Annotated in this window: 24 protein-coding genes; 15 read left to right on the forward strand and 9 right to left on the reverse strand. The window is 45.3% G+C overall.

The genetic code is table 11. The annotated features are described in order from the left end of the window. Positions 1 to 26 precede the first annotated feature (26 nt). From leuB to OH459_RS10065, 4 genes are all read left to right on the forward strand, one after another. Complete coding sequence (leuB, locus tag OH459_RS10050) at positions 27 to 1118, forward strand: 3-isopropylmalate dehydrogenase (protein ID WP_005450462.1); 1092 nt, start codon at positions 27 to 29, stop codon at positions 1116 to 1118. Positions 1119 to 1229: 111 nt separating this feature from the next. Then, the gene (gene leuC, locus OH459_RS10055) at positions 1230 to 2648 is read left to right on the forward strand and encodes a 3-isopropylmalate dehydratase large subunit (RefSeq protein WP_005450463.1); all 1419 of its coding nucleotides are present in this window, start codon (positions 1230 to 1232) and stop codon (positions 2646 to 2648) included. A gap of 10 nt (positions 2649 to 2658) precedes the next feature. Continuing rightward, positions 2659 to 3261: a 3-isopropylmalate dehydratase small subunit gene (leuD, locus tag OH459_RS10060; protein ID WP_005450464.1), complete on the forward strand. Its 603-nt coding sequence runs from the start codon at positions 2659 to 2661 to the stop codon at positions 3259 to 3261. A gap of 133 nt (positions 3262 to 3394) precedes the next feature. After that, on the forward strand, positions 3395 to 4177 hold the full coding sequence (locus OH459_RS10065) for a DUF547 domain-containing protein (protein ID WP_061065568.1): 783 nt from the start codon (positions 3395 to 3397) through the stop codon (positions 4175 to 4177). 136 nt (positions 4178 to 4313) lie between these two features. Here OH459_RS10065 and djlA read toward each other — a convergent pair whose 3' ends face one another. Then, a complete protein-coding gene (gene djlA / locus OH459_RS10070) occupies positions 4314 to 5174 on the reverse strand; it encodes a co-chaperone DjlA (protein WP_009698850.1) in 861 nt (286 codons plus the stop codon). Between the two features lie 269 nt (positions 5175 to 5443). Between djlA and lptD the strand changes: the two genes are divergently transcribed. From lptD to apaH, 6 genes are all read left to right on the forward strand, one after another. Continuing rightward, positions 5444 to 7789 carry an LPS assembly protein LptD gene (gene lptD / locus OH459_RS10075; protein WP_005450467.1) on the forward strand — a complete coding sequence of 782 codons (2346 nt, stop codon included), beginning with the start codon at positions 5444 to 5446 and terminating at the stop codon, positions 7787 to 7789. Between the two features lie 61 nt (positions 7790 to 7850). Continuing rightward, complete coding sequence (gene surA, locus OH459_RS10080; protein ID WP_269986540.1) at positions 7851 to 9134, forward strand: peptidylprolyl isomerase SurA; 1284 nt, start codon at positions 7851 to 7853, stop codon at positions 9132 to 9134. Continuing rightward, positions 9124 to 10122: a 4-hydroxythreonine-4-phosphate dehydrogenase PdxA gene (pdxA, locus tag OH459_RS10085; protein ID WP_005450469.1), complete on the forward strand. Its 999-nt coding sequence runs from the start codon at positions 9124 to 9126 to the stop codon at positions 10120 to 10122. The genes surA and pdxA overlap by 11 nt, the downstream gene beginning before the upstream one ends. Beyond that, positions 10119 to 10928, forward strand: coding sequence for a 16S rRNA (adenine(1518)-N(6)/adenine(1519)-N(6))-dimethyltransferase RsmA (gene rsmA / locus OH459_RS10090; protein ID WP_005450470.1), 810 nt, complete (start codon positions 10119 to 10121; stop codon positions 10926 to 10928). Before pdxA ends, rsmA begins: the two co-directional genes overlap by 4 nt. Before the next feature lie 75 nt (positions 10929 to 11003). Next, on the forward strand, positions 11004 to 11384 hold the full coding sequence (apaG, locus tag OH459_RS10095; RefSeq protein ID WP_005450471.1) for a Co2+/Mg2+ efflux protein ApaG: 381 nt from the start codon (positions 11004 to 11006) through the stop codon (positions 11382 to 11384). Positions 11385 to 11396: 12 nt separating this feature from the next. Next, entirely contained in the window at positions 11397 to 12203 is an 807-nt protein-coding gene (apaH, locus tag OH459_RS10100) for a bis(5'-nucleosyl)-tetraphosphatase (symmetrical) ApaH (RefSeq protein ID WP_049534604.1), read from the forward strand. 67 nt (positions 12204 to 12270) lie between these two features. Here apaH and folA read toward each other — a convergent pair whose 3' ends face one another. The 6 genes from folA to rplU all read right to left on the reverse strand — a co-directional run bounded on the left by folA (position 12271) and on the right by rplU (position 16310). Next, on the reverse strand, positions 12271 to 12750 hold the full coding sequence (gene folA, locus OH459_RS10105; protein WP_269986541.1) for a type 3 dihydrofolate reductase: 480 nt from the start codon (positions 12748 to 12750) through the stop codon (positions 12271 to 12273). A gap of 9 nt (positions 12751 to 12759) precedes the next feature. Next, positions 12760 to 13233: a threonine/serine exporter family protein gene (locus OH459_RS10110; protein ID WP_009698851.1), complete on the reverse strand. Its 474-nt coding sequence runs from the start codon at positions 13231 to 13233 to the stop codon at positions 12760 to 12762. Continuing rightward, positions 13233 to 14033: a threonine/serine exporter family protein gene (locus tag OH459_RS10115; RefSeq protein WP_017817252.1), complete on the reverse strand. Its 801-nt coding sequence runs from the start codon at positions 14031 to 14033 to the stop codon at positions 13233 to 13235. Before OH459_RS10115 ends, OH459_RS10110 begins: the two co-directional genes overlap by 1 nt. Positions 14034 to 14336: 303 nt before the next feature. Further along, positions 14337 to 15509, reverse strand: a complete 1173-nt coding sequence (gene cgtA, locus OH459_RS10120; protein ID WP_269986542.1) for an Obg family GTPase CgtA — start codon at positions 15507 to 15509, stop codon at positions 14337 to 14339. A gap of 211 nt (positions 15510 to 15720) precedes the next feature. Then, positions 15721 to 15978, reverse strand: coding sequence for a 50S ribosomal protein L27 (gene rpmA / locus OH459_RS10125; protein WP_005383095.1), 258 nt, complete (start codon positions 15976 to 15978; stop codon positions 15721 to 15723). A 20-nt stretch (positions 15979 to 15998) separates the two neighbouring features. Next, on the reverse strand, positions 15999 to 16310 hold the full coding sequence (gene rplU / locus OH459_RS10130; protein WP_000271393.1) for a 50S ribosomal protein L21: 312 nt from the start codon (positions 16308 to 16310) through the stop codon (positions 15999 to 16001). Between the two features lie 257 nt (positions 16311 to 16567). Here rplU and ispB point away from each other — a divergent pair, with 257 nt between their 5' ends. Further along, the gene (gene ispB, locus OH459_RS10135; RefSeq protein WP_005450493.1) at positions 16568 to 17539 is read left to right on the forward strand and encodes an octaprenyl diphosphate synthase; all 972 of its coding nucleotides are present in this window, start codon (positions 16568 to 16570) and stop codon (positions 17537 to 17539) included. Positions 17540 to 17614: 75 nt separating this feature from the next. On the opposite strand, the gene OH459_RS10140 is transcribed toward ispB, so the two are convergent. Next, complete coding sequence (locus OH459_RS10140; RefSeq protein WP_005430528.1) at positions 17615 to 17806, reverse strand: hypothetical protein; 192 nt, start codon at positions 17804 to 17806, stop codon at positions 17615 to 17617. A gap of 133 nt (positions 17807 to 17939) precedes the next feature. Next, a complete protein-coding gene (mdh, locus tag OH459_RS10145; protein ID WP_005450494.1) occupies positions 17940 to 18875 on the reverse strand; it encodes a malate dehydrogenase in 936 nt (311 codons plus the stop codon). A 358-nt stretch (positions 18876 to 19233) separates the two neighbouring features. On the opposite strand from mdh, the gene argR reads away from it, so the two are divergent. The 4 genes from argR to OH459_RS10165 all read left to right on the forward strand — a co-directional run bounded on the left by argR (position 19234) and on the right by OH459_RS10165 (position 24425). Beyond that, the gene (argR, locus tag OH459_RS10150; protein ID WP_005430583.1) at positions 19234 to 19704 is read left to right on the forward strand and encodes a transcriptional regulator ArgR; all 471 of its coding nucleotides are present in this window, start codon (positions 19234 to 19236) and stop codon (positions 19702 to 19704) included. A 384-nt stretch (positions 19705 to 20088) separates the two neighbouring features. After that, positions 20089 to 21057: a TAXI family TRAP transporter solute-binding subunit gene (locus OH459_RS10155; protein ID WP_009698854.1), complete on the forward strand. Its 969-nt coding sequence runs from the start codon at positions 20089 to 20091 to the stop codon at positions 21055 to 21057. A 306-nt stretch (positions 21058 to 21363) separates the two neighbouring features. Then, complete coding sequence (locus tag OH459_RS10160) at positions 21364 to 23943, forward strand: TRAP transporter permease (protein ID WP_026000312.1); 2580 nt, start codon at positions 21364 to 21366, stop codon at positions 23941 to 23943. A 44-nt stretch (positions 23944 to 23987) separates the two neighbouring features. After that, positions 23988 to 24425 carry a universal stress protein gene (locus OH459_RS10165; protein WP_005450497.1) on the forward strand — a complete coding sequence of 146 codons (438 nt, stop codon included), beginning with the start codon at positions 23988 to 23990 and terminating at the stop codon, positions 24423 to 24425. Positions 24426 to 24428: the final 3 nt, after the last annotated feature.

Below are 24428 nucleotides of genomic sequence, written 5' to 3' on the forward strand. Positions count from 1 at the left end.
AAATTTAGAAATATTAAAGGATTAACATGACAGACAAATCATACAAAATTGCCGTTTTACCTGGCGACGGTATCGGCCCAGAAGTGATGGCACAAGCGCATAAAGTGTTGGATGCAATCGAAAAGAAACACGGTATTGCATTTGAGCGTGACGAGCATGATGTTGGTGGTATTGCGATCGACAATCACGGCTGCCCACTTCCAGAAAGTACAGTCAAAGCGTGTGAAGAGTCTGATGCCGTCCTATTCGGTTCAGTAGGTGGACCAAAGTGGGAGCACTTACCACCAAATGACCAACCTGAACGTGGTGCCCTACTTCCGCTACGTAAACACTTCCAATTATTCTGTAATCTTCGTCCAGCACAGATCCACTCTGGTCTAGAAGCCTTCTCACCACTTCGTGCAGACATCTCAGGTCGTGGTTTTGACATCGTGGTAGTACGTGAATTAACTGGTGGTATCTACTTCGGTCAACCGAAAGGTCGTGAAGGTGAAGGCGCAACAGAAAAAGCATTTGATACCGAGGTTTACCACCGCTTTGAGATCGAACGTATCGCAAAAATTGCGTTTGAATCTGCACGTCTACGCCGTAAGAAGGTGTGTTCAATCGATAAAGCGAACGTTCTGCAAAGCTCAATCCTATGGCGTGAAGTGGTAGAAGAAATCGCAAAAGATTACCCAGATGTCGAGCTGTCACACATGTACATTGATAACGCAACAATGCAGTTGATTAAAGACCCAGCTCAGTTTGACGTAATGCTTTGTTCAAACATCTTCGGCGACATCATTTCTGATGAGTGTGCAATGATCACTGGCTCAATGGGTATGCTGCCTTCAGCAAGCCTAAACGAAAGTAAATTTGGTCTGTACGAGCCAGCAGGTGGCAGTGCACCCGATATCGCAGGTAAGAATATTGCTAACCCTGTGGCGCAAATCCTATCAGCAGCACTGATGCTGCGTTACAGCCTAGGTGAAGAAACTGCGGCGCAAGACATTGAAGCCGCAGTATCAAAAGCACTTTCAGCTGGGGAGCTAACGGGCGATCTTGCTGGTGACAACCCTGCGCTTACAACATCTGAGATGGGCGATAAGATCGCTGAGTACATCTTAAACTCATAATACAGAACAGATTCATAATAAATACTAAATCCTCTATCCACCAATGACTTACCTCTCAGTCATTGGTGCTAAAACAAAGCGACAAGGATAACGAGGAAAGGAAGCAAACCAATGGGCAAAACACTATACGAAAAAGTCTACGACGCACACGTTGCCGTCGCAGCAGAAGGGGAAAACCCAATCTTGTACATCGACCGTCATTTGGTACACGAAGTGACGTCTCCGCAGGCATTTGACGGCTTGCGTGAAAAAGGTCGTAAAGTGCGTCAGGTCAGCAAAACTTTTGCGACTATGGACCACAACGTTTCCACGACGACAAAAGACATCAATGCTTCCGGCGAGATGGCTCGTATCCAGATGGAAACGCTATCGAAAAACTGTGAAGAATTTGGCGTTACGCTTTACGACATTAACCACAAATACCAAGGCATTGTGCATGTAATGGGACCAGAACTTGGCATTACGCTACCGGGTATGACCATTGTTTGTGGTGACTCACATACCGCAACTCACGGTGCATTTGGTTCACTTGCATTTGGTATCGGTACTTCAGAAGTGGAGCACGTACTAGCAACTCAAACGTTAAAACAAGCACGTGCAAAAACGATGAAAATCGAAGTGAAAGGCAAAGTAGCCCCGGGCATCACTGCTAAAGACATCGTACTTGCCATTATTGGTGAGACCACCGCTGCTGGCGGTACAGGTTATGTCGTCGAGTTCTGTGGAGAAGCCATCACTGATCTTTCCATGGAAGGTCGTATGACGGTATGTAACATGGCGATTGAGCTAGGCGCAAAAGCAGGCTTGATTGCACCAGATGAAACCACATTCGATTACATTAAAGGTCGTAAGTTCTCGCCACAGGGTGCTGAATTTGATGCGGCAGTGGAATACTGGAAAACCTTAAAAACGGATGATGATGCTCAGTTTGATGCCGTAGTAACGCTGAACGGTGCAGACATCAAGCCACAAGTCACTTGGGGCACAAACCCAGGTCAAGTAATCGCTGTAGACCAGCCAATCCCAACACCAGAGAGCTTTGCAGATCCAGTAGAAAAAGCCTCTGCTGAAAAAGCGTTGGCTTACATGGGACTTGAAGCTGGTAAGTCGTTATCAGATTACAACGTCGATAAAGTCTTTGTTGGTTCTTGTACTAACTCACGAATCGAAGACATGCGTGCAGCAGCAGAAGTAGCGAAAGGTCGTAAAGTCGCAGAGCATGTTCAAGCTCTTATCGTTCCGGGCTCAGAACAAGTAAAAGCCCAAGCTGAAGCGGAAGGCTTGGACGTTATCTTTAAAGAGGCAGGATTTGAATGGCGTCTACCGGGTTGCTCAATGTGTCTGGCCATGAACAACGACCGCTTGGGTCCCCATGAGCGTTGTGCGTCAACATCAAACCGTAACTTTGAAGGTCGCCAAGGTCGTGATGGTCGCACCCACTTGGTTAGCCCTGCTATGGCAGCGGCAGCGGCAATCGCTGGTCACTTTGTTGATATTCGCGAATTGACTTCTTTTGAGAACCAGGACTAGGAGAGAACAGATGTCAGGTTTTAAACAACACACAGGCTTAGTTGTTCCTCTAGATGCAGCGAACGTAGATACCGATGCCATTATTCCTAAGCAGTTCCTACAAAAGGTATCTCGTCTAGGTTTTGGTAAACACTTGTTCCATGACTGGCGTTTCTTAGATGATGCTGGCGAACAGCCAAATCCAGAGTTCGTGATGAACGCTCCGCGCTACCAAGGCGCTTCTATCTTGCTAGCACGAGAAAACTTCGGTTGTGGTTCTTCTCGTGAGCACGCCCCTTGGGCATTAGCCGATTACGGCATCAAAGCGATGATTGCACCTAGCTTTGCCGATATTTTTTACGGCAACTCCATCAACAACCAGATGGTACCTGTTCGCCTTACAGAACAAGAAGTGGATGAAATATTCCAATTTGTTGAGGCTAACGAAGGCGCTGAAGTGGAAGTGGACTTAGAAGCTAATGTCGTTCGTGCTAACGGCAAAGAATATGGTTTTGAAATCGACACCTTCCGTCGTCATTGCTTACTGAACGGTTTAGACAATATCGGTCTGACCCTTCAACACGAAGATAAGATTGCTGAATACGAAGCGAAAATTCCAAGCTTCTTAAGCTAATTCAAATCGAGATTGAAACAAATACAAGGTTGGCTTATGCCAGCCTTTTTTCTTTTATTTTCATTACCTCAGAAAGAAACTACTTCTTCTACAGGTCTACACTATCAACAAGGTTTAACCCAAAGGTTCAATTATGAAGCGTCTATTATTGATATTGTGTGCCCTCGTCTCTTTCTCCGCTTTTTCTGCGCCGAAATCCGATTTGTGGCCGTATTGGAAGCAATCGAATCAAGCCAACAAAACACAAATTTCTCACCAAGAATGGCAACAACTATTAGACCGCTATTTGGTTGAGCAGGATGAAAACACGTTATTTCGCTATAACCAAGTTTCAGCAACGGATAAAGCGAAGTTAAAACAGTACATCCAACGCTTAGCCAAACTCGATCCCCTACAATACAATCAAGCAGAGCAATACGCGTATTGGGTTAACCTTTATAACGCCATCACCGTTGACCTAATTTTGGATAACTACCCTGTTAACTCCATTACGAAACTAGGCGGGCTATTTAGCTTTGGACCTTGGGGAGACGAAGTTGTGGTGGTGAATGGTAAAGATTTGACTTTAAACGACATTGAACATCGTATTTTGCGTCCAATTTGGCAAGATCCGAGAACACACTATGCAGTGAATTGTGCAAGCTTGGGATGTCCAAATTTACAAACTCAAGCTTTCACCGCTGAAAACACGCAGGCGCTACTCGACTCTGCAGCCAAAACATTTATTAACAGTAGTAAAGGTGTATCAATTAAAGGTAATTCAGCGCAGCTTTCTTCCATTTATGACTGGTTTGCTGAAGATTTTGGCGGTGAGGAACAAGTATTTAATCACATTGCTCAATATGCACCGCAATACCAAGGCTTTTCTGGAAAAGTAAAATACGAATACGATTGGAATCTAAATCAAGCCAATTAATGGGGACTGGTAGGTCTATGCGCTTTTGGATCATGCTAACCCGAAAGCTCGAAACCATCACCAAACCAAAGACCAGACAGAAACTAAAAAAGGGCACTAGGTGCCCTTTTTATTGAGATTTGATGAGAATACGCGCTTATTTAAAGCCCTTCACCTTTTTGATCAGATCGTACGCGTTTTGAATTTCCTGCGACTTTTCTTTCGCAACGTTCATCATCTCTGGTGGTAGACCTTTTGCCATCAATTTATCTGGGTGATGCTCGTTCATCAATTTACGGTAAGCGCGCTTAACGGTTTTACCGTCTGCATCTGAAGACACATCCAGAATTTTATAGGCATCTGCCAACTGGTCTGCTTGTGACGCTTGCTGCCACCCAGCACCTGAAGATTGATACTGACCTTGTTGCTGACCATGGAAGCCACCTTGGCTTTGGAAACGGAAAGCCGCTTCTTGCATATTGAGACGTCGCTCTAGCTGTTCGGAAGAGAAACCAAGACCACGAGCAATTTTATGTAGAACACTGCGCTCACTCGGATGAATAGAACCATCGGCAAATGCGGCAGAAATTTGTAACTCTAAAAAGAATTGCAGCAAATCAAAGCGACCGGCTGAAGAAATCTTCACTCGGACCAATACTTCTTCCAGTGGAAAGTCGCTCTCTTTACCTTCTCTGAATGCATCTTGGGCAGCACGGCGTTGCTCACCATGAAGGCTCATGCGGTCCATCATCGTTGAAGCAAGTTGAATCTCTTCTTTCGTTACCTGCCCTTTGGCTTTAGCCACATGTCCCATTACTGCGAATGCTGCTTTAAAAAATTCTTCCTGACGTTGAGCTTGGCTTGGACCTTTACCAAAACCGCCAGTAGAAAACCCCGCTTGACTCAAACGACGTGCTTTATCGAATTGGTGACCGATAAATAGACCAAACAATAAACCGAATGGACCTCCGAGTAACAAGCCAAAAAAGGCACCCAATATTTTGCCAAAAATATGCATTATGTGTTCTCTATCAATGAATTTTTATCGACGACGGCGGTCTTATAGTGCCGGACGCAACGATTTCCTTTATGATAATGGAATTAGTTTTTTTACGGTCAGGCTATTTCGCCTGCTTATCTTTGCAGCTATTTTATATCGGCATTATGCCACAGCGAGTCCATGCTCTGGGATAATTGCAAACTATAGTTGATTCATTTGGCTATAAAGCTAGGGTACAACAAGCCCTATAGCCATCGAGTAGTAGTGACACAGGAAAGTTCAATTCAATGCAACATTTCTCCCGCACATTTTTAGCGGCCTCTATCAGCACCGCCTTGTTTGTACCCACCACTCAAGCTGAAGCGAATATCAATGATAGTGTGCAGGAAATGCCCATCACAGATCAATGTTTGGTCGAGACAAGTGGTGAGGAGGACGCGCTAAATTCCCCAGTCGTAGTACAAGCTGATAGTCTTCAGGCGATCAATGGCGACAAAGCCCAATACTCCGGCAACGTAGAAGTGACGCAAGGACCAAAGAAGATTACTGCGGATAGCGTGACACTTCATCAGCAAGACAATGTAGTGGTAGCGGAAGGTAACGTAACCTTCAATGACGGTAAGGTGAAGGCGCGCTCTGATCGTGTCACCAACGACATCAACCGAGATACCTTCTCGCTAGAAAATACCGACTACCAATTCCTTTGCCAGCAAGGTCGAGGTACCGCAGCGTATATCGCACGTACGGGTCAATCCGTTTATGAGCTGGAAGACGGCTCTATCACATCATGCCCTCAAGGCGATAACTCTTGGCGATTAGTCGCATCAGGTATTGATGTCGACCAAGATGAAGAAACCGCTACACTGCACCACCCTCGTTTTGAAGTATTGGACGTTCCCGTTTTTTACGTACCGTACTTAACAATGCCAATTGGTGATACGCGTAAGACAGGCTTCCTATTCCCTTCTCTGTCGTATGGCTCCAACGATGGTATGGAAGTTGAGATTCCATTCTATTGGAACATCGCGCCTGAGTACGACATGACGATTACCCCGTTATACATGCAGAAGCGTGGTAACAAGCTCGACGCTGATTTTCGTTACCTAACCGATGGTTGGGGACAAGGTGAAATCAAAGGCGAGTACATGAACAGCGACAAGAAGTACAACGACGAGTCGCGTTGGGGTTACCAGTTCAAACATGAAGGCATCATCAACAAGCAATGGTTAGTCAACTTAGACTACTCCAAAGTCAGCGATATTGATTACTTCCGAGATCTCAGCTCTGATATTGGTAACCGAGAAGATGGTCAGTTGCTTCAAGAAGGTGAAGTACAATACCGTTCGAATTTCTGGGATGCATCACTGCGAGTTCGTGATTTCCAAATCCTACTTCAAGACGAGAACCAACCATACCGTCTGCTGCCTCAGTTGGATTTGAACTACTACACACCACTCATGGGCAATTACGTTAACTTTGACGTGAAGAGCCAAATCAGCCGCTTTGATACTGATGATACAGCTAAGCCCGATGCAACTCGTGTTCACGTAGAGCCAGGTCTTACTATCCCGCTTTCGAACTCATGGGCGACATGGACTACAGAAGCTCGTGTCCTATCGACATACTACTCTCAAGACTTAACAGGGCTAACAGATACTAATTTACGCAACCAGCTTGATGAAAACGTATCACGCGTCATCCCAGAGTTCCGTACGCATGCGCGTATGTATCTAGAGCGTGACACTAGCTGGATTGAAGGCTACACACAAACGCTAGAGCCTCAGTTGCAGTACTTGTATGTCCCTGAAGAAGATCAGACGAACATCTACAACTACGATACCACCTTGCTGCAAACTGACTACTATGGTCTATTCCGCAGCCGTAAATACAGTGGCATTGATAAGATCGCATCAGCAAACCAGTTGAGTTACGGTGCAAGTACTCGATTCTTTGATGATGACTATAAAGAGCGCCTCAATATCTCGTTTGGTCAGATCTACTACTTCGATAAGAAAACCAAGATCAGTAACAGTCCTAGCGTGCCAGATGAGACCTCAAACTACTCATCTTGGGCTATTGAAACAGACTTCAACTACAACGATTACCTGTTCTACCACGGCGGTATTCAATACGACATTGATTTGAGCGCAATGCAGCTTGCTAACAGCACGCTGGAATACCAATTCAATGGTGGTTTTGTTCAAGGTAACTACCGTTACGTCACTCGAGAATACATCGAAGATACGATCATTCTCGAAAACCTAGATACGATCACTCGTAAGGGGATTTCACAAGCGGGTATTGTAGCGGCTTACGAGTTCAACCCAAGCTGGTCTGCAAGTGGTCAGTACTACTATGACCTGAATGAAAACATTGATATGGAATGGTTGGCGAGCGTGCGCTACCAATCTGACTGTTGGTACTTTGGTTTGACATATTCCAACCAACTGCTTGGCTGGGATGAAAAAGCCATCGGCAGTGCTGGCGCATCACCAAAATACGAAAACAACATCAGCGTGAACTTTGGTATTCAAGGTTTTGCAACCAACCAACGAGCTGATACTGCGGCGAAAGAGCTTGATGGCTCAGACAACGCAATCAAATACGGTCGTCCATTCTATTTGAACAATTAATCAAATTAGGCGTCTTAAACAATAGCAAGACGCTTAATCTATATTACTGACGGAATTTTTAATGAAAATTTGGAAATCACTCTTATTCACCGCGCTACTTTCTTGTGGTGTAACCGCTGCGCCAATAGAGCTTGATAAGGTTGCGGTTATCGTTAACGACGGCGTAATTCTTCAAAGTGACATCGATACTGCGATGAAGACACTTCAGGCAAATGCTCGTCAAAATGGCAAGAGCCTACCTTCAGCAAGTGTGCTGAAAGACCAAGTGGTAGAAAAACTGATCATCGACACACTACAAGGACAGGAAGCTGATCGTATTGGCGTCCGTATCGATGACAACCGTCTAAACCAAGCAATTGCGGAAATTGCTCGTAATAACAAGCAGACCGTAGAGCAACTTGCAGCATCTGTTCAAGCTGAAGGTCTAAGCTACCCAGAGTTTCGTGAACAGATCCGTAAAGAAATTGCGGCTTCTGAAGCTCGCAATGCGCTAGTGCGTCGTCGTATCAATATTCTTCCTGCTGAAGTAGATAGCCTTGCCGACCAACTGGCAAAAGAAACCAATGCAACCGTTCAGTACAAAATTGGTCATATTCAACTTCGCTTCTCTGATGATAAAGACAAGTCAGAAGTAGAAGCCGAAGCAAAAGCCTTGGTTAAGAAACTAAAAGACGGTGCTGACTTCTCGGAAATGGCATACACCTATTCAAAAGGTCCAAAAGCCCTACAGGGTGGTGATTGGGGTTGGATGCGTAAAGAAGAAATGCCGACCATCTTTGCAGACCAGATCAAAATGCAAAACAAAGGTAGCATCATTGGTCCATTCCGCAGCGGCGTAGGCTTCCACATCCTAAAAATTGAAGATGTAAAAGGTCTTGAAACCGTGGCAGTAACAGAAGTAAATGCTCGCCATATCCTAATCAAACCGACGGTAATCCTAAGTGATGATGGTGCGAAGAAAGAGCTAAATGACTTTATTCGTCGTATCAAGGCAGGCGAAGCGACCTTTGCTCAGTTGGCGACACAATACAGCCAAGACCCTGGTTCAGCAGCGCAAAATGGTGAGCTAGGTTACCAAACTCCTGACCTATACGTGCCAGAATTTAAACACCAAGTAGAAACACTACCGATCGGCTCAATCAGTGAACCATTTAAAACGGTACACGGTTGGCACATTGTTGAAGTTCTAGACCGTCGCCAGGTAGACCGCACGGATTCAGCGATGAAGAACAAAGCATACCGAATTCTATTTAACCGTAAGTTTAATGAAGAAGCTGGCGCATGGATGCAAGAGCTACGCGCAAGCGCATTCGTTGAAATCGTGGATGATAATGATGGCAACTAATTCGATTCGCAGAATCGTCGTAACCGCAGGGGAACCTGCGGGTATCGGTCCCGATTTGGTGCTCGCCTTGTCTAAGGAAGACTGGGCACACCAAATCGTCGTCTGCGCAGACAAAAACATGCTGTTGGAACGTGCCGCACTACTCGGCATTGATGTTCAACTGACTGATTACAATCCAGAAGAAGCACCCAAAGCCCAAAAAGCGGGTACCTTGATCGTTGACCATATCGAAATGGCAGAGAATGTCATCGCTGGTCAACTCAATGAAGCTAACGGTCACTACGTATTAAAAACACTAGAAAGAGCCGCTTTGGGCTGTATGAATGATGAATTTGATGCTATTGTCACCGGCCCTGTACATAAGGGGGTGATCAATCGCTCAGGCGTTGCTTTCAGTGGTCATACTGAATTCTTCGCCGAGAAGTCCAACACACCGTTGGTCGTGATGATGCTGGCAACTGAAGGACTGAGAGTAGCACTTGTCACTACGCACATTCCTTTGGCTTACGTATCAAAAGCCGTCACGGAAGAGCGATTAGAAAAAATCATCGATATTCTTCATAAAGATCTTGTAGAAAAATTTGCCATCTCGCAGCCAAACATCTATGTTTGCGGGTTAAATCCACATGCGGGAGAAGATGGCTGTTTGGGTCGCGAAGAGATCGAGACCATCACTCCGACATTGGAAAAGATTCGACAAGAAAAAGGAATCAATCTGATCGGTCCATTACCGGCAGATACCATTTTCAATGAAAAGTATTTAAACGATGCTGATGCTGTTTTAGGCATGTACCACGACCAAGTGTTGCCAGTATTAAAGTACAAAGGCTTTGGTCGTTCAGTAAACATTACTCTTGGTCTACCTTTTATTAGAACCTCGGTGGATCACGGTACTGCATTAGAACTGGCAGGGACAGGTCAAGCGGATACAGGGAGCTTCCGAACAGCGCTCACGCATGCGATAGAATTGGTAGAGAAGAAACAATGAGAAATGATGTCCATTTAGGACACAAAGCGCGTAAACGTTTTGGTCAAAACTTCCTGAACGATCCGTACATTATTGACGGTATCGTATCAGCAATTAACCCAAGACCAGGTCAAAACCTGGTTGAGATCGGCCCGGGTCTAGGTGCAATCACCGAACCTGTTGGTCGCGAAGTCGACAAGTTCACGGTGATCGAATTGGACCGTGACCTAGCAGAACGTCTACGCAACCATCCTGAATTGGCAGATAAGCTTACTATCCATGAAGGCGACGCGATGCGTTTCGACTTCACTCAACTGGTGAAGCCAAACAACAAGCTGCGTATCTTTGGTAACTTGCCATACAACATCTCTACACCATTGATGTTCCACCTATTTGAATTCCATAAAGACATTCAAGATATGCACTTTATGCTTCAAAAAGAAGTAGTAAACCGCTTGGCAGCAGGTCCGGGTAGCAAGGCTTATGGTCGTCTAACGGTCATGGCGCAGTACTACTGTAAAGTAGTACCAGTGCTAGAAGTGCCACCAACCGCTTTTGTTCCGCCACCGAAAGTAGACTCAGCTGTTGTTCGTCTAGTACCTTACGAAGAACTTCCATGCCCAGCTAAAGATCTACGTTTGCTGGAGCGAGTATGTCGTGAAGGCTTTAACCAACGCCGTAAAACAGTACGTAACTGTTATAAATCTCTGCTCAGTACAGAGGTGTTGGAAGAGCTTGGTATCAACCCAGGCATGCGTCCAGAAAACTTGACACTACAACAATTCGTCGCCATGGCGAACTGGCTCGCGGATAACCCGCAGCACTAAGAACTCAAACGATAAGCCAAACCCTTGCCGGTTTGGCTTATTATTATTGGGATATTACGTTTCTGAGGAGTGCACATGGACGTCATTCAACCTTGCATTAAGATTCAAGTTCATACCAAATACATCGAAGAACAGTCCAATCCAGAGCTACAACGCTATGTGTTCGCTTACGTCATCACAATAAAAAACCTCAGCCAACAAACGGTACAATTAGTCAGTCGTCGCTGGTTGATTACCGACTCCAACGGTAAACAAATGACGGTAGAGGGAGAAGGTGTCGTTGGTCAACAACCCTTTATCGCAGGTAATGACGAGTATACTTATAGCAGTGGCACTGCGTTAGAAACACCAGTTGGTGTCATGCAGGGACACTACATGTTACTGGATGAAAAAGGACAGGAATTCATCACTGAGATTGATCCATTCCGCTTGGCTGTTCCTAACGTCTTAAATTAATCAGGAGACTCTGTGGCTAACTACATTGTTGGAGACATCCAAGGCTGTTTTGACGAGCTTCAACAGCTATTAGAGCAAGTTAATTTTTCTGTAGAACATGACCAACTTTGGTTAGCTGGCGACCTTGTCGCTCGAGGTCCTAAATCATTAGAAACACTGCGCTTTGTTCGTTCTCTTGGTGACAGTGCTAAAGTCGTGCTCGGTAATCATGACCTGCACCTTATGGCGGTCTCGCAAGGACTCAAAAAGGTCAAAGATAAAGACAAAACCGCACCCATATTCTCTGCCCCAGACAAAGACAAATTACTGACTTGGCTCGCTCAACAACCACTACTTGCAGAACACGATGAGTTTGTAATGTGCCATGCCGGTATCTCTCCGCTATGGGATCTTGAAACCGCCAGAGCCTGTGCCCGTGAAGTGGAAGCGATCATTCGAAGTGAACAATTACCGTGGCTGCTAGAAAACATGTACAGCAACCAACCTGATCTTTGGGATGAATCCCTATCGGGACTTGATCGCTATCGCTATACCATCAATGCCTTTACCCGTATGCGTTTCTGCTTTCCTGATGGGCGACTGGATATGGATTGTAAATTGCCACCGCAAGAAGTATCAGAGGATGAACTGGTGCCGTGGTTTAAGTTACCGCAAAGAATCCCTCTAGAAAAAGCGGTACTTTTTGGGCATTGGGCGGCACTGCAAGGTCATATCGATGAAAGCATTATTGGACTTGATACGGGCTGCGTTTGGGGGGGCTCACTAACTATGATTCGTTGGGAAGACAAACAAGTCTTCATTCAAGAAGCTCTCAGTTAACGGCTCTGATTGCCGGACTAAAAAACAAAAAGCACCGCGTTTGCGGTGCTTTTCTCATTCTATCCGATTACTTTTCAAGGACAGTAAAACGCATGTTGTAAGCGTTTTTCCCATCTGCTTGGTATGCCTCAGAGTACGTTTCTTTAAACTCAATACCCCAATCAGGGAACTGAGTATCGCCCTCAATTTCAGCTTCGATATGAGTCACATACAACTTGGTTGCCATTGGCAGACAAGCTGCGTAAATCGCACCACCACCAATGATCATCACCTCTTCCACCTCACCCGCAACGTCTAACGCTTGCTCAATCGATGTGACAGTTGTTACACCTTCAATACAAAGTGACTCATCACGACTGATGACAATGTTCAAACGACCAGGTAGAGGACGCCCGATCGATTCATAGGTCTTACGTCCCATCACAACAGGCTTGCCCATAGTGCAGCGCTTAAACCATGCAAAATCTGCAGGAAGATGCCAAGGCATCTGGTTGTCTTTACCGATGATTCGATTGTCTGCCATCGCGGCAATCATGCTGATGATCATATTGGGTCCTTATACTATGGGTCTGCGGCGATAGAATAACAGCCCCGGAACCGCCAAGCCAACCGCTAAGCCTGCAATAATAAACATCGCCTTAAGAAAGTTTTCCATGCACGTCGCAATGAGTTCAGGCGAATAACCTAAGTGGTTTATCTCAACCATGGCTATCATGGCTTTATAAGCGAATACCCCTGGAACCATAGGGATTAAAGCAGCCACAGTGAATACTTTTGGATGAGCCAGAAAGCGATGGGACCAGTGAACACCTATCAAGCCCACTAAAGTCGCCGCGAAAAAGGTCGCCCACTCAATTGGCAAGCCAAAGTGCATCATTAGATAACGGCTACCATGACCGATCGCACCACCTGCCGCACAGTACTTAAGTGCCTTTTGTGGCACGTTAAAGACCATAGCAAAACCAACCGCAGGAATAGCGGCAAAGAACATGTCGTTTAAAAGCCCTAAAATAAGCTCAAATACACTCATTAGCTCATCCATCCCCAAATACCGGTAACTTCCATAGCAGCAACAATACCAAGACAAGTAGCTAGAGTGAGCAAACTCGCCATAGTGAAACGTGCAATGCCCATGTTGATATGACCTTTCAACATATCGGCAACCGAGTTAATCAATGGAAAGCCTGGAACCAGCATTAATACGGAAGACGCCATGGCAACAGTCGGCAAGTTACCAATTTCGAAGATAACCGCTTGAGCTGAAATCAACGTCGTAACAAAGGCAGTAACAGCAAAATTGAGAAGGGGATTAAAGTGTCGATGACCAATTTCTTGTCGCACGATCATACCGCCAGCAGAAGCAAGAAAAGTCATGACAAACACCCCTAAATCACCTCCAGCCAAATGACTGAATGCCGCACAGGAAAGCCCTATCATAAATACAACTAACCAACGGTTATAGCGCTCAGGACTGATACTATTGAGCTTCTTCTGCGCCATTTTCACATCAAGTAAGCCACGCTCCATCATGATACAAATGCGTTGGATCTGAGTTATCACGCGCATATTAATGCCACGATCCGCACAGCTTCTTGTGGTGGTGATACAGTGATCGTCCTTTACGGTCGTCACCACTAAAGCATTGGCTGATAATGCCACCGCAACGTCACTCACACCGCATGCAATGCCAATGCGCTGCATAATGTCACTAACCAGCGTACTTTCTGCCCCATGGGCTAATAACATTTGCCCTGCTTGGGCAACAAGCCGAGAGATGGCTCTTTGATTGGATGCCGTCGTAGTACAAGACGGTATAGCTTCCAGTGTCATAAATACTTCCTAAGTCCATTTATACCCAAGTAACCTCAAGACGTTTGGTTCAGCAAGAATGTCTTGGGTTGTAGACGCACAGCGATTTGAGGATTTAGTGAACCTAAATTAAAAATCGACAACAAAGTGCACAAGCCAAGACAACTCGCCCTTTGTAAGCGTGTCATCGACTCGCTCTGACTCCTTCGCCTTGAAGTCACTTGGGTATAATTTATTATTGTGCCGTAAATCACATCTACTAAACATGATTTAGATACAAAAAAAGCCGCAATACACATTGCGGCTTAGTGAATTAGCTAGCGATTAGTCGCGGACGTAAACAACGTGACCGTCGTCTTCTTCATCGTCCCAGTCATCCCAATCGTCGTCGCCTTCAGTAACAACGTCTTTACCAGCGATCGCGTCTTTATGGTAGTCATCCCACATGAAGTTAACTTTATCTTCTTCAGCAACTTCTTCCTCTTCGCGAGGTAGGTTTTCCATAAAGTCAGCTAACTTGTAGCAAAGCTCTTTTGTGCCGTTACGGTTGATCGCCGAGATCTTAAAGTACTCGTCTTCCCAACCTAGCGCATCCAAGATCTCTTGGATCTTTTCATTCGCTTCTTCTTCAGGCATCAGATCCGTTTTGTTGAAAACTAACCAACGAGGTTTGCCTGCTAGTTTTTCACTGTACTGCTCTAACTCATCAATGATAGTTAGGGCATTTTGGATTGGATCTGACTGATCGATTGGCATGATATCGATCATGTGCAGCAACACACGACAACGTTCTAGGTGCTTAAGGAAGCGAATACCTAGACCAGCACCGTCAGCTGCGCCTTCAATTAGACCTGGAATGTCTGCAACAACAAAGCTTTTCTCAGGTACGACACTCACTACACCCAAGCTTGGGATTAACGTAGTAAATGGGTAATCAGCTACTTTTGGTTTTGCTGCTGATACTGCGCGGATAAAGGTTGATTTACCTGCATTAGGCAGACCAAGCATACCAACATCAGCCAATAGCAATAGTTCTAAACGGATCTCACGGATTTCACCTTTAGTACCCAGCGTTCTCTGACGAGGTGCGCGGTTTACTGAAGATTTGAAACGCGTGTTACCAAGACCGTGCCAGCCGCCTTTAGCGACCATCACTTTCTTACCGTGTTCTGCTACTTCGGCAACGATTTCGTTAGTGTGGATATCAACTGCGCGAGTACCTACTGGCACGCGAAGTGTGATGTCTTTACCACGTTTACCAGTACAGTTACCGCCGCGACCGTTTTCACCGCGTTCTGCTTCGTAAAAGCGTTGGAAACGGTAATCGATCAGGGTATTTAGGTTTTCATCGGCTTGGATGTATACATCACCACCATCACCACCGTCGCCACCATCAGGACCACCTTTAGTGATGAATTTTTCACGCCAGAAACTTACAACGCCGCTACCGCCGTCACCAGCCTGAACTTTTACTACCGCTTCATCTACGAACTTCATCTTTTACTCCGACTACTTCGTGCGTGGATTAAATCTGATTTGCCATCAAACAATTTTAGCAGATGACAGATCTAAGCTCCCAGATTCCAACCGCGATGGGCTAAAACGAGAAACTTGAATATGCCGACTGCTACAAATAAAAAACCCCGCCGAATCGGCAGGGCTTTTGAATTCAGCTATAAAGCTTTAGTAATTAACCTAAAAGGTAAAATTACTCAGCTTCGATGCTTACAAACTTACGGTTCTTAGGACCTTTAACCTCGAACTTCACCTTACCTTCAGTAAGAGCGAATAGAGTGTGGTCTTTACCGATACCTACGTTGTTACCAGCGTGGAACTTAGTACCACGTTGACGAACGATAATGTTACCTGCAAGAACAGATTCACCACCGAAACGCTTAACACCTAGACGTTTGCTTTCTGAATCGCGGCCGTTACGAGTAGAACCACCAGCTTTTTTGTGTGCCATTGTTAAACTCTCCTAATAGATTAAGCGTTGATACCAGTGATCTTCACTTCAGTGAACCACTGACGGTGACCCTGTTGCTTACGAGAGTGCTTACGACGACGGAACTTAACGATTTTAACTTTATCGCCACGACCGTGTTGTACAACTTCAGCAACAACTTTGCCGCCCTCTACAAGAGGAGCACCAACTTTGATGTCTTCGCCGTTAGCAACAAGAAGAACTTTATCAAATTCTACAGTTGCACCAGTTTCAACGTCTAATTTCTCTAAACGAAGAGTTTGACCTTCGCTTACACGGTGTTGTTTACCACCAGATTGGAAAACAGCGTACATATTTTACTCCGCTTTTTCCGCACAGCCTTTTCATGAGGGTGTGCGCTAAACTAATCATCAATAGGGCGCAGATTCTACAGAAGAGATGCCCCTATGACAAGCCATATTTTGAAAAAATTGGCGAAAAGCTAATCGCCAAAGAAAAGTGCGGCAATCATGCCCTTTAGTAATGTATTAATCAACGTTTTTTAGTGTATTATTCGACAATTATATAAATCGAATAAGCCTTGCAGGGTCTAACTTCAGCCGGATATACGATGGATTTTAAAACTATCCAAGCGCTTACTGCCGATGACATGGCAAAAGTGAATGAAACAATTCAAGCCCAACTAAATTCTGATGTCTCTTTAATCAACCAACTCGGTTTCTATATCGTGAGTGGTGGAGGCAAACGCCTGAGACCACTTCTGGCGATATTGTCAGCTCGTGCTCTTGGTTACCAAGGTAACGGTCATACCATGGCTGCGGCGTTTATCGAGTTCATCCATACTGCGACTCTGTTGCACGATGATGTAGTTGATGAATCTGACATGCGCCGTGGTAAAGCGACAGCGAATGCTGCGTTTGGTAATGCCGCGAGCGTGTTAGTTGGGGACTTTATTTATACTCGCTCATTTCAAATGATGACTGAGCTAGGATCAATGAAGATCCTTAAACTGATGAGTGATGCAGTTAATGTGATCGCAGAAGGTGAGGTTCAGCAGTTAATGAACTGTAATGATCCTGACACGACTGAAGAAAGCTACATGCAGGTCATCTACTCAAAAACTGCGCGTCTGTTTGAATCAGCAACGCAGATTGGTGCCATCTTAAATGACGCACCAGAAGAAGTAGAAGTGGCATTGCAAAACTACGGCAAATACCTTGGCACCGCATTCCAACTGATCGATGACGTGATGGACTATACGTCAGACGGTGAGGATATGGGTAAGAATGTTGGTGACGATTTGGCTGAAGGCAAACCAACGCTTCCTCTATTGCATGCGATGCGCAATACCACGCCAGATAACGCAGCGATGATTCGTGAAGCTATCGAGAAAGCTAACGGTATGGATCGACTAGAAGATATCTTAACGGTTATGCAGCAAGCTGGTTCTCTTGAGTACACAACACAAAAAGCGTTAGAAGAAGCCGATAAAGCCATTGCTGAGTTGGCGGTGCTGCCTGAATCCGACTATAAGCAAGCACTAATTACACTCGCTCATATGTCTGTGAAGCGCACTAGCTAACAAAAAAGAAAGACCCAAAAGTAAAAAGGAAGAGCCATGCTCTTCCTTTTTGTTATCTTTTACTGGTAACAGACCTTAGTAATATTGATCGCAGTTACCATGCAACTGTGGGTTGTCTTCTATTTCATCAAAGCTTACCGCAAGCTGCTCTTCTGACCCCTGCTTCGCCAATAGAACGGTTTCAGCTTCTTGATCGACGACCAAGATGGTTCCAACACCTTGCTGACACTCTACAACCATACCTTTACGGATTCGACTCGCTTCCATCATCTTCTCCTTCACAAAGTTGTTTGGTTCTGACTCTGATACGGCAAGCCAAAAGAAAGGATCAAAAAAGCCGATCCTAAGATCGGCTTTCTTTGCTATTTGTCTTGTTTACATGCTTTGCATGTAGAGACGCTTATTTTGCGAATTCAACACCAATGTTGATATCACCATTTAGCGTTTCTAGCATGCCATCAAGTGCCGACTTCTCGTAGTCGCTTAATGCGCCGTAGCTTAGAACTTCTTCTACGCCATCTTTACCTAGCTTCACAGGTTGCGCGAAGTAAGGAGCATGCTCGCTATCGCCTTCAACATATGCACACTCGATCACGCCTTCTTCACCTTGAAGAGCACGAACTAGCGCTAGACCAAAGCGACATGCCGCCTGACCCATAGACAGAGTTGCACTACCGCCACCCGCTTTTGCTTCTACAACTTCTGTACCTGCGTTTTGGATACGCTTCGTCAGAGCTTCTACTTCTTCAGCCGTGAACTCAACACCTTCAACTTGAGAAAGTAGAGGAAGAATCGTTACGCCAGAGTGACCACCGATAACAGGCACGCGGATATCACCTGGATCTTTGTCTTTTAGCTCAGCAACGAATGTTTCTGAACGGATAACATCTAGCGTCGTTACACCAAACAGCTTGCGCTTATCGTAAACGCCTGCTTTTTTCAACACTTCAGCAGCAATTGGCACCGTTGTGTTCACTGGGTTAGTGATGATACCTACACATGCTGTTGGACATACAACGGCAATCTTCTCTGCTAGCGATTTAACGATGCCAGCATTTACGTTAAACAGATCCGCGCGATCCATACCTGGCTTACGAGCCACACCAGCTGAGATTAGCACCACGTCCGCACCTTCAAGTGCAGGCGTTGGATCTTCACCAGCGTAACCTTTGATAGAAACTGGAGTTGGGATATGGCTAAGATCAGCAGCCACACCAGGAGTTACTGGAGCAATATCGTATAGGGCTAAATCAGAACCTGCAGGAAGACGGTTCTTAAGTAGAAGGGCCAGTGCTTGACCGATGCCGCCAGCGGCACCAATAACGGCTACTTTCATGTAGTTCTCCTTGAGAGTATTTCTCTTATAAACGTATTCGTAGGGTATTTTGTAACCAGCTGAAATAAAGCTATCGGAATCACAACTTGATTACAATCAATTAACGCCAGCTTTGCGACCTCGCGCAACTCACTGTTACCGTGCTACAAACAAAGGTCTGATTATTCTTTTATTCTGTTGAAATGACAAGAAATTCAACACAATAAATAGGTCAACGATTTCATACTTAAAGAATCCTATCCTGTTTAGGGTTTACAGTGATGGAATTAACATAATGTCGTGACTTTTTGGCACTGCATGAATATCTATGCGAGAATATGCAAAATTGCTGACCCTTGATAAGAGAATCATAACGACTATGCGCAATTCAGAAAAACAAGATAACTTAGTTCGCGCTTTTAAAGCCTTATTAAAAGAAGAGAGTTTTGGCTCACAGGGCGAAATCGTTGATGCACTAAAACAACAAGGTTTTGAAAGCATCAACCAATCTAAAGTCTCTCGCATGCTAACCAAGTTTGGTGCTGTCCGTACACGCAACGCAAAAATGGAGATGGTTTACTGTCTGCCTGCTGAGCTAGGTGTACCAACAGTGAGCAGCTCTCTACGCGAGTTGGTATTAGATATTGATCATAACGCCGCTTTGGTTGTCATTCATACAGGTCCAGGTGCTGCTCAACTGATCGCACGCTTGCTTGACTCTCTTGGCAAATCTGAGGGTATTCTTGGTGTCGTTGCGGGCGATGACACTATCTTCATTACCCCAACAATGCCAGTATCTACAGAACAACTGTTCAAATCTGTGTGTGAACTTTTCGAATACACAGGCTAAGTAACTGTTTGTGGGCTATGAAATTAATTGAATTTTGTAGCCCATTAAAAATGTAAATTTTTTGATTTTACAGCTTATTTTTCACCCAGTAATTTTGTGATCAACATCACGCTATTGGTTTTTTTAACACCTCTTCTCAAACTCATCATAAGTATTTGTTCTAGAAAGAATTAACTTACAAATTTATCTCCACTCTCAGTCGCAACATTTAGACTTATTCGCTATAACTTTTAACAATCGGATAATTTTCTGCCAATTTTTTGTTATGATTCGCTCGCTTTTTCAAACGATTGGATTGGAAAAGATGCCGTTTCCAAATAGGAAACTCCTGAAGTAATTTATGGTTATTTCCGGGTTAATAATGAATATAAGGAAGGGAAATTCATGGCATTTAACAAACTTCTTAAAGTAGGCGCTATCGCTGCAGCAGTTATGGGCGCAGGCGCAGTTAACGCTCAAGAGTTTATTACTATCGGTACTGGCTCTGTTACAGGTGTTTACTACCCTACTGGTGGTGCTATTTGTAAATTGGTAAACAAAGGTCGTAAAGATCACAACATTCGTTGTTCAGTAGAATCGACTGGCGGCTCAATTTACAACGTCAACACAATCCGTGCTGGCGAGCTAGACTTTGGTATCGTGCAATCGGATTGGCAGTACCACGGCTACAACGGTACGAGCAAGTTTGCTGAACAAGGTCCGTACAAAAAACTACGCGCAATGTTCTCTCTTCACACAGAACCTTTTAACATCATTGCACGTGCAGATTCTGGTATCGAAAACGTTAAAGACCTGAAAGGTAAACGTGTAAACATCGGTAACCCAGGTTCTGGCGACCGCGCAACAATGGGTGTAGTGATGGATGCAATGGGCTGGACTAACGACAGCTTCAAGCTAGCATCAGAGCTTAAAGGCTCAGAGCGTTCACAAGCTCTATGTGACAACAAGATCGACGCGTTCATCTACATGGTTGGTCACCCGAATGGTTCAATCAAAGAAGCAACAACCTCTTGTGACGCGAAACTGATCCCTGCGACAGGCCCAGAGATCGACAAGATCGTTGCTGAAAACCCTTACTACGCGTTTAGCACAGTACCTGCTGGTATGTACCGTGGTACAGACAAAGACGTAAACAGCTTTGGTGTTGCGGCAACAATGGTAACAACATCAGACGTTTCTGATGATGTCGCTTACAACGTGGCAAAAGCGGTGTTTGAAAACTTCGACACATTCAAACGTCTACATCCTGCATTTGCAAACCTGAAGAAAGAAGACATGGTGAAAGCTGGTCTTTCTATCCCTCTTCACCCAGGTGCAGTGAAATACTACAAAGAAGTAGGTCTGCTTAAGTAAGCAACTACTGACTTCAAGCTCAGGCAGAAACGGATCGCTTTCTGCCTGATTGAGTATGCTGGCGGGACAGCCCCATCAGCATACTTTGTTCAATTTGCTTTATGCAATCTGCCGATTTCTTTCGGAAGTCGCGCTCATACCTAAGAAAAAGAAAACGCACCTTTACCACTCTCATCGTTCAATGAGTTTAAGGGTTATCGCGGTTCAATCGAAAGCAAACTTCGCTCTATTCACTACACTGTTATAGCGAAGCGAGGTTCTCGAAACACAAAACAGACAGGACCATCAATAATAAGGAAAAAGTACATGGCGACGAACAACACTCCGTCACAAGATGTGCAAGAGATGGTGGCTCAGGCAGACACAGGTGCGCGTAGCCCAATGGGCTTGCAAGGTCGAATCCTATGGTTCGTACCACTGTGCTGGTCGCTATTTCAATTGTGGTATGCCTCTCCGCTACCATTTATTTTTAATTTTGGCGTACTCAATGACACTGAAGCGCGAGCAATTCATTTAACTTTTGCTACTTTTCTCGCTTTCACTGCTTATCCAGCAATGAAAAACTCTCCGCGTGATCATATCCCTTTGATTGACTGGATATTGGCACTAGCGGGCAGTTTTGCGGCAGCTTACATTTATATTTTCTACACTGAGCTTGCCGGCCGTTCAGGCGCACCAACCACTGTCGATATCGTGGTATCAGTCACTGGTATGGCATTGTTGCTTGAAGCAACACGTCGTGCACTTGGTCCCCCTTTGATGGTCGTTGCAGCCGTATTCCTGACTTACACCTTCGCTGGTCCATACATGCCAGATGTTATTGCTCATAAAGGCGCAAGCCTAAACAAAGCAATGTCGCATCTGTGGTTAACAACAGAGGGTGTATTCGGCGTAGCGCTTGGCGTATCAACGTCTTTCGTATTCTTGTTCGTACTGTTTGGTGCCATGTTAGAGCGCGCAGGTGCTGGTGCTTACTTCATCAAAGTTGCTTTCTCACTGCTTGGTCACATGAAAGGTGGTCCAGCGAAAGCCGCAGTGGTTGCATCAGGTCTATCCGGTCTAGTTTCAGGTTCATCCATCGCTAACGTAGTAACGACAGGTACGTTTACGATTCCATTGATGAAGCGAGTTGGCTTCCCTGGAACAAAAGCGGGTGCTGTTGAAGTTGCAGCCTCTACTAACGGTCAGCTCACACCACCTATCATGGGTGCAGCGGCATTCTTGATGGTAGAGTACGTCGGTATCTCTTACGTTGAAGTCATCAAAGCTGCTCTACTTCCAGCACTGATTTCTTACATCGCCTTGATTTACATTGTTCACCTAGAAGCATGTAAAGCTGGCATGACAGGGCTTCCTCGTCGCCACAACCCAACAATGCTACAAAGCCTATTGTCATTTACTGGCACTATTCTCGGTTTGTGCGTTATCAGTGCCTTGGTTTACTACGGTGTGGGTTGGACTAAAGACGTATTTGGCGATGCTGCTACAACCATCGTAACCATCGCGTTATTAATTGCTTACGTCGGTCTGGTGAAGATTTCAGCCAACCACGCCAAAGATGGTGCAATCGAAATTGATGCGGAACTCACTGAGGTCCCAGATCCAGGTCCAACAATTAAATCTGGCTTACATTTCCTATTGCCTATCGTCGTACTGGTTTGGTGTTTGACCGTTGAACGCTTTTCTCCGGGTCTATCGGCATTCTGGGCAACGGTATTCATGATCTTTATCTTGCTGACGCAACGCCCATTGATCGCATTACTGTCAAAACAAGGTGACTTGGTTGAACAAACTAAAGACGGCTTTGTTGACCTCGCAGAGAGCTTGGTGTCAGGCGCACGTAACATGATCGGTATCGGTGTCGCAACAGCAGCGGCAGGCACTGTAGTTGGTGTGGTCACCCTTACTGGTATTGGCTTGGTGATGACAGACTTCGTCGAGTTCATCTCTGGCGGTAGTGTCATACTCATGCTGCTGTTTACTGCGGTTATCAGTTTGATTCTGGGTATGGGTCTGCCAACAACTGCAAACTACATCGTTGTATCAACACTAATGGCACCGGTTATCGTAACTCTGGGGGCAGCTCATGGCTTGATCATCCCACTGATTGCGGTGCACTTATTCGTGTTCTACTTCGGTATATTGGCTGACGATACCCCTCCAGTAGGTTTGGCTGCATTTGCAGCTGCTGCAATTGCCAAGTCAGATCCGATTCGTACTGGTATTCAAGGCTTTACCTACGATATTCGGACTGCGATCCTGCCATTTATGTTCGTCTTCAACACTCAACTTCTATTGATGGGGATCGACACTTGGTGGCACTTAGCGCTGACCGTAATCTCTTCAATCATTGCCATGTTGATTTTCTCTGCGGCGACGCAAGGTTGGTGGTTCACACGTAACAAATGGTGGGAAACGGTCCTACTATTAGTATTAACGTTCTCTTTCTTCCGCCCTGGTTTCTGGTGGGACATGCTCTACCCAGCGAAAGTTCTTTCCCCTGGTGTTGAGATAGCTCAAATCACAGAAGGGCTAAATGTAGGAGAATCCCTAGAGTTACGTGTCGCTGGTGAAAACTTAGAAGGCGATTACATAGAGAAAACGGTACGTCTTCCGTTCGAAGATAAAGCGGCAACCGCTGAAGAGCGTATTTCTTCAATGGGTCTAATGCTGACCGAGAACGACGGCAAAATGATCGTAGACATGGTTGAATTTGGCAGCCCGGCAGAATCTTCTGGTATCGACTTCGACTGGGAGATCAAATCGGTAGTTCAAGACGCCGATCGACCGATGAAAGAGTGGGTATTTATCCCTTGTTTGATGATTTTGCTGGTACTTGCCCTGAACCAAAAACGTCGTGCTCGTAAGGAACAGTTGAGCGCATAACCGATTTGGCCTCGAGGATACGGGGCCTTAATGAGAGACATTGAATGTACAAACAAATTCTTGTTCCGGTTGATCTAAATGACCAAGGCTTTTCTGACCGCGCCGTTGAATTGGCGGTATGGCAGGCGAAGCAAGCCAATGCTGAAGTGCACCTGCTGACAGTATTGCCAGGCATCCATATGTCAATGGTCGCGAGTTACTTTCCGAAAGATGCCGCTGCAAAAATGAAGCAAGACGTAAAGCAGCAGCTAAAAGCGTTTGCTGATCAGCATATGGACGACGAAGTGATTTACAAAGTGCATGTTGCGGAAGGTAAAGCTTACGCAACCATCTTAGATTACGCAGAACGTTTAGGTGCAGACCTTATCATTATGCCAAGCCACAAACGTTCGAAGATCAACAAAGTGATGCTGGGCTCTGTAGCGAGTAAAGTAGTAGAGAACTCACCAATCAACGTTATGGTGGTGAAGCCTCAAGGCTAACGC

Source organism: Vibrio sp. MM46, assembly GCF_027587135.1.
Lineage (GTDB): Bacteria > Pseudomonadota > Gammaproteobacteria > Enterobacterales > Vibrionaceae > Vibrio > Vibrio harveyi.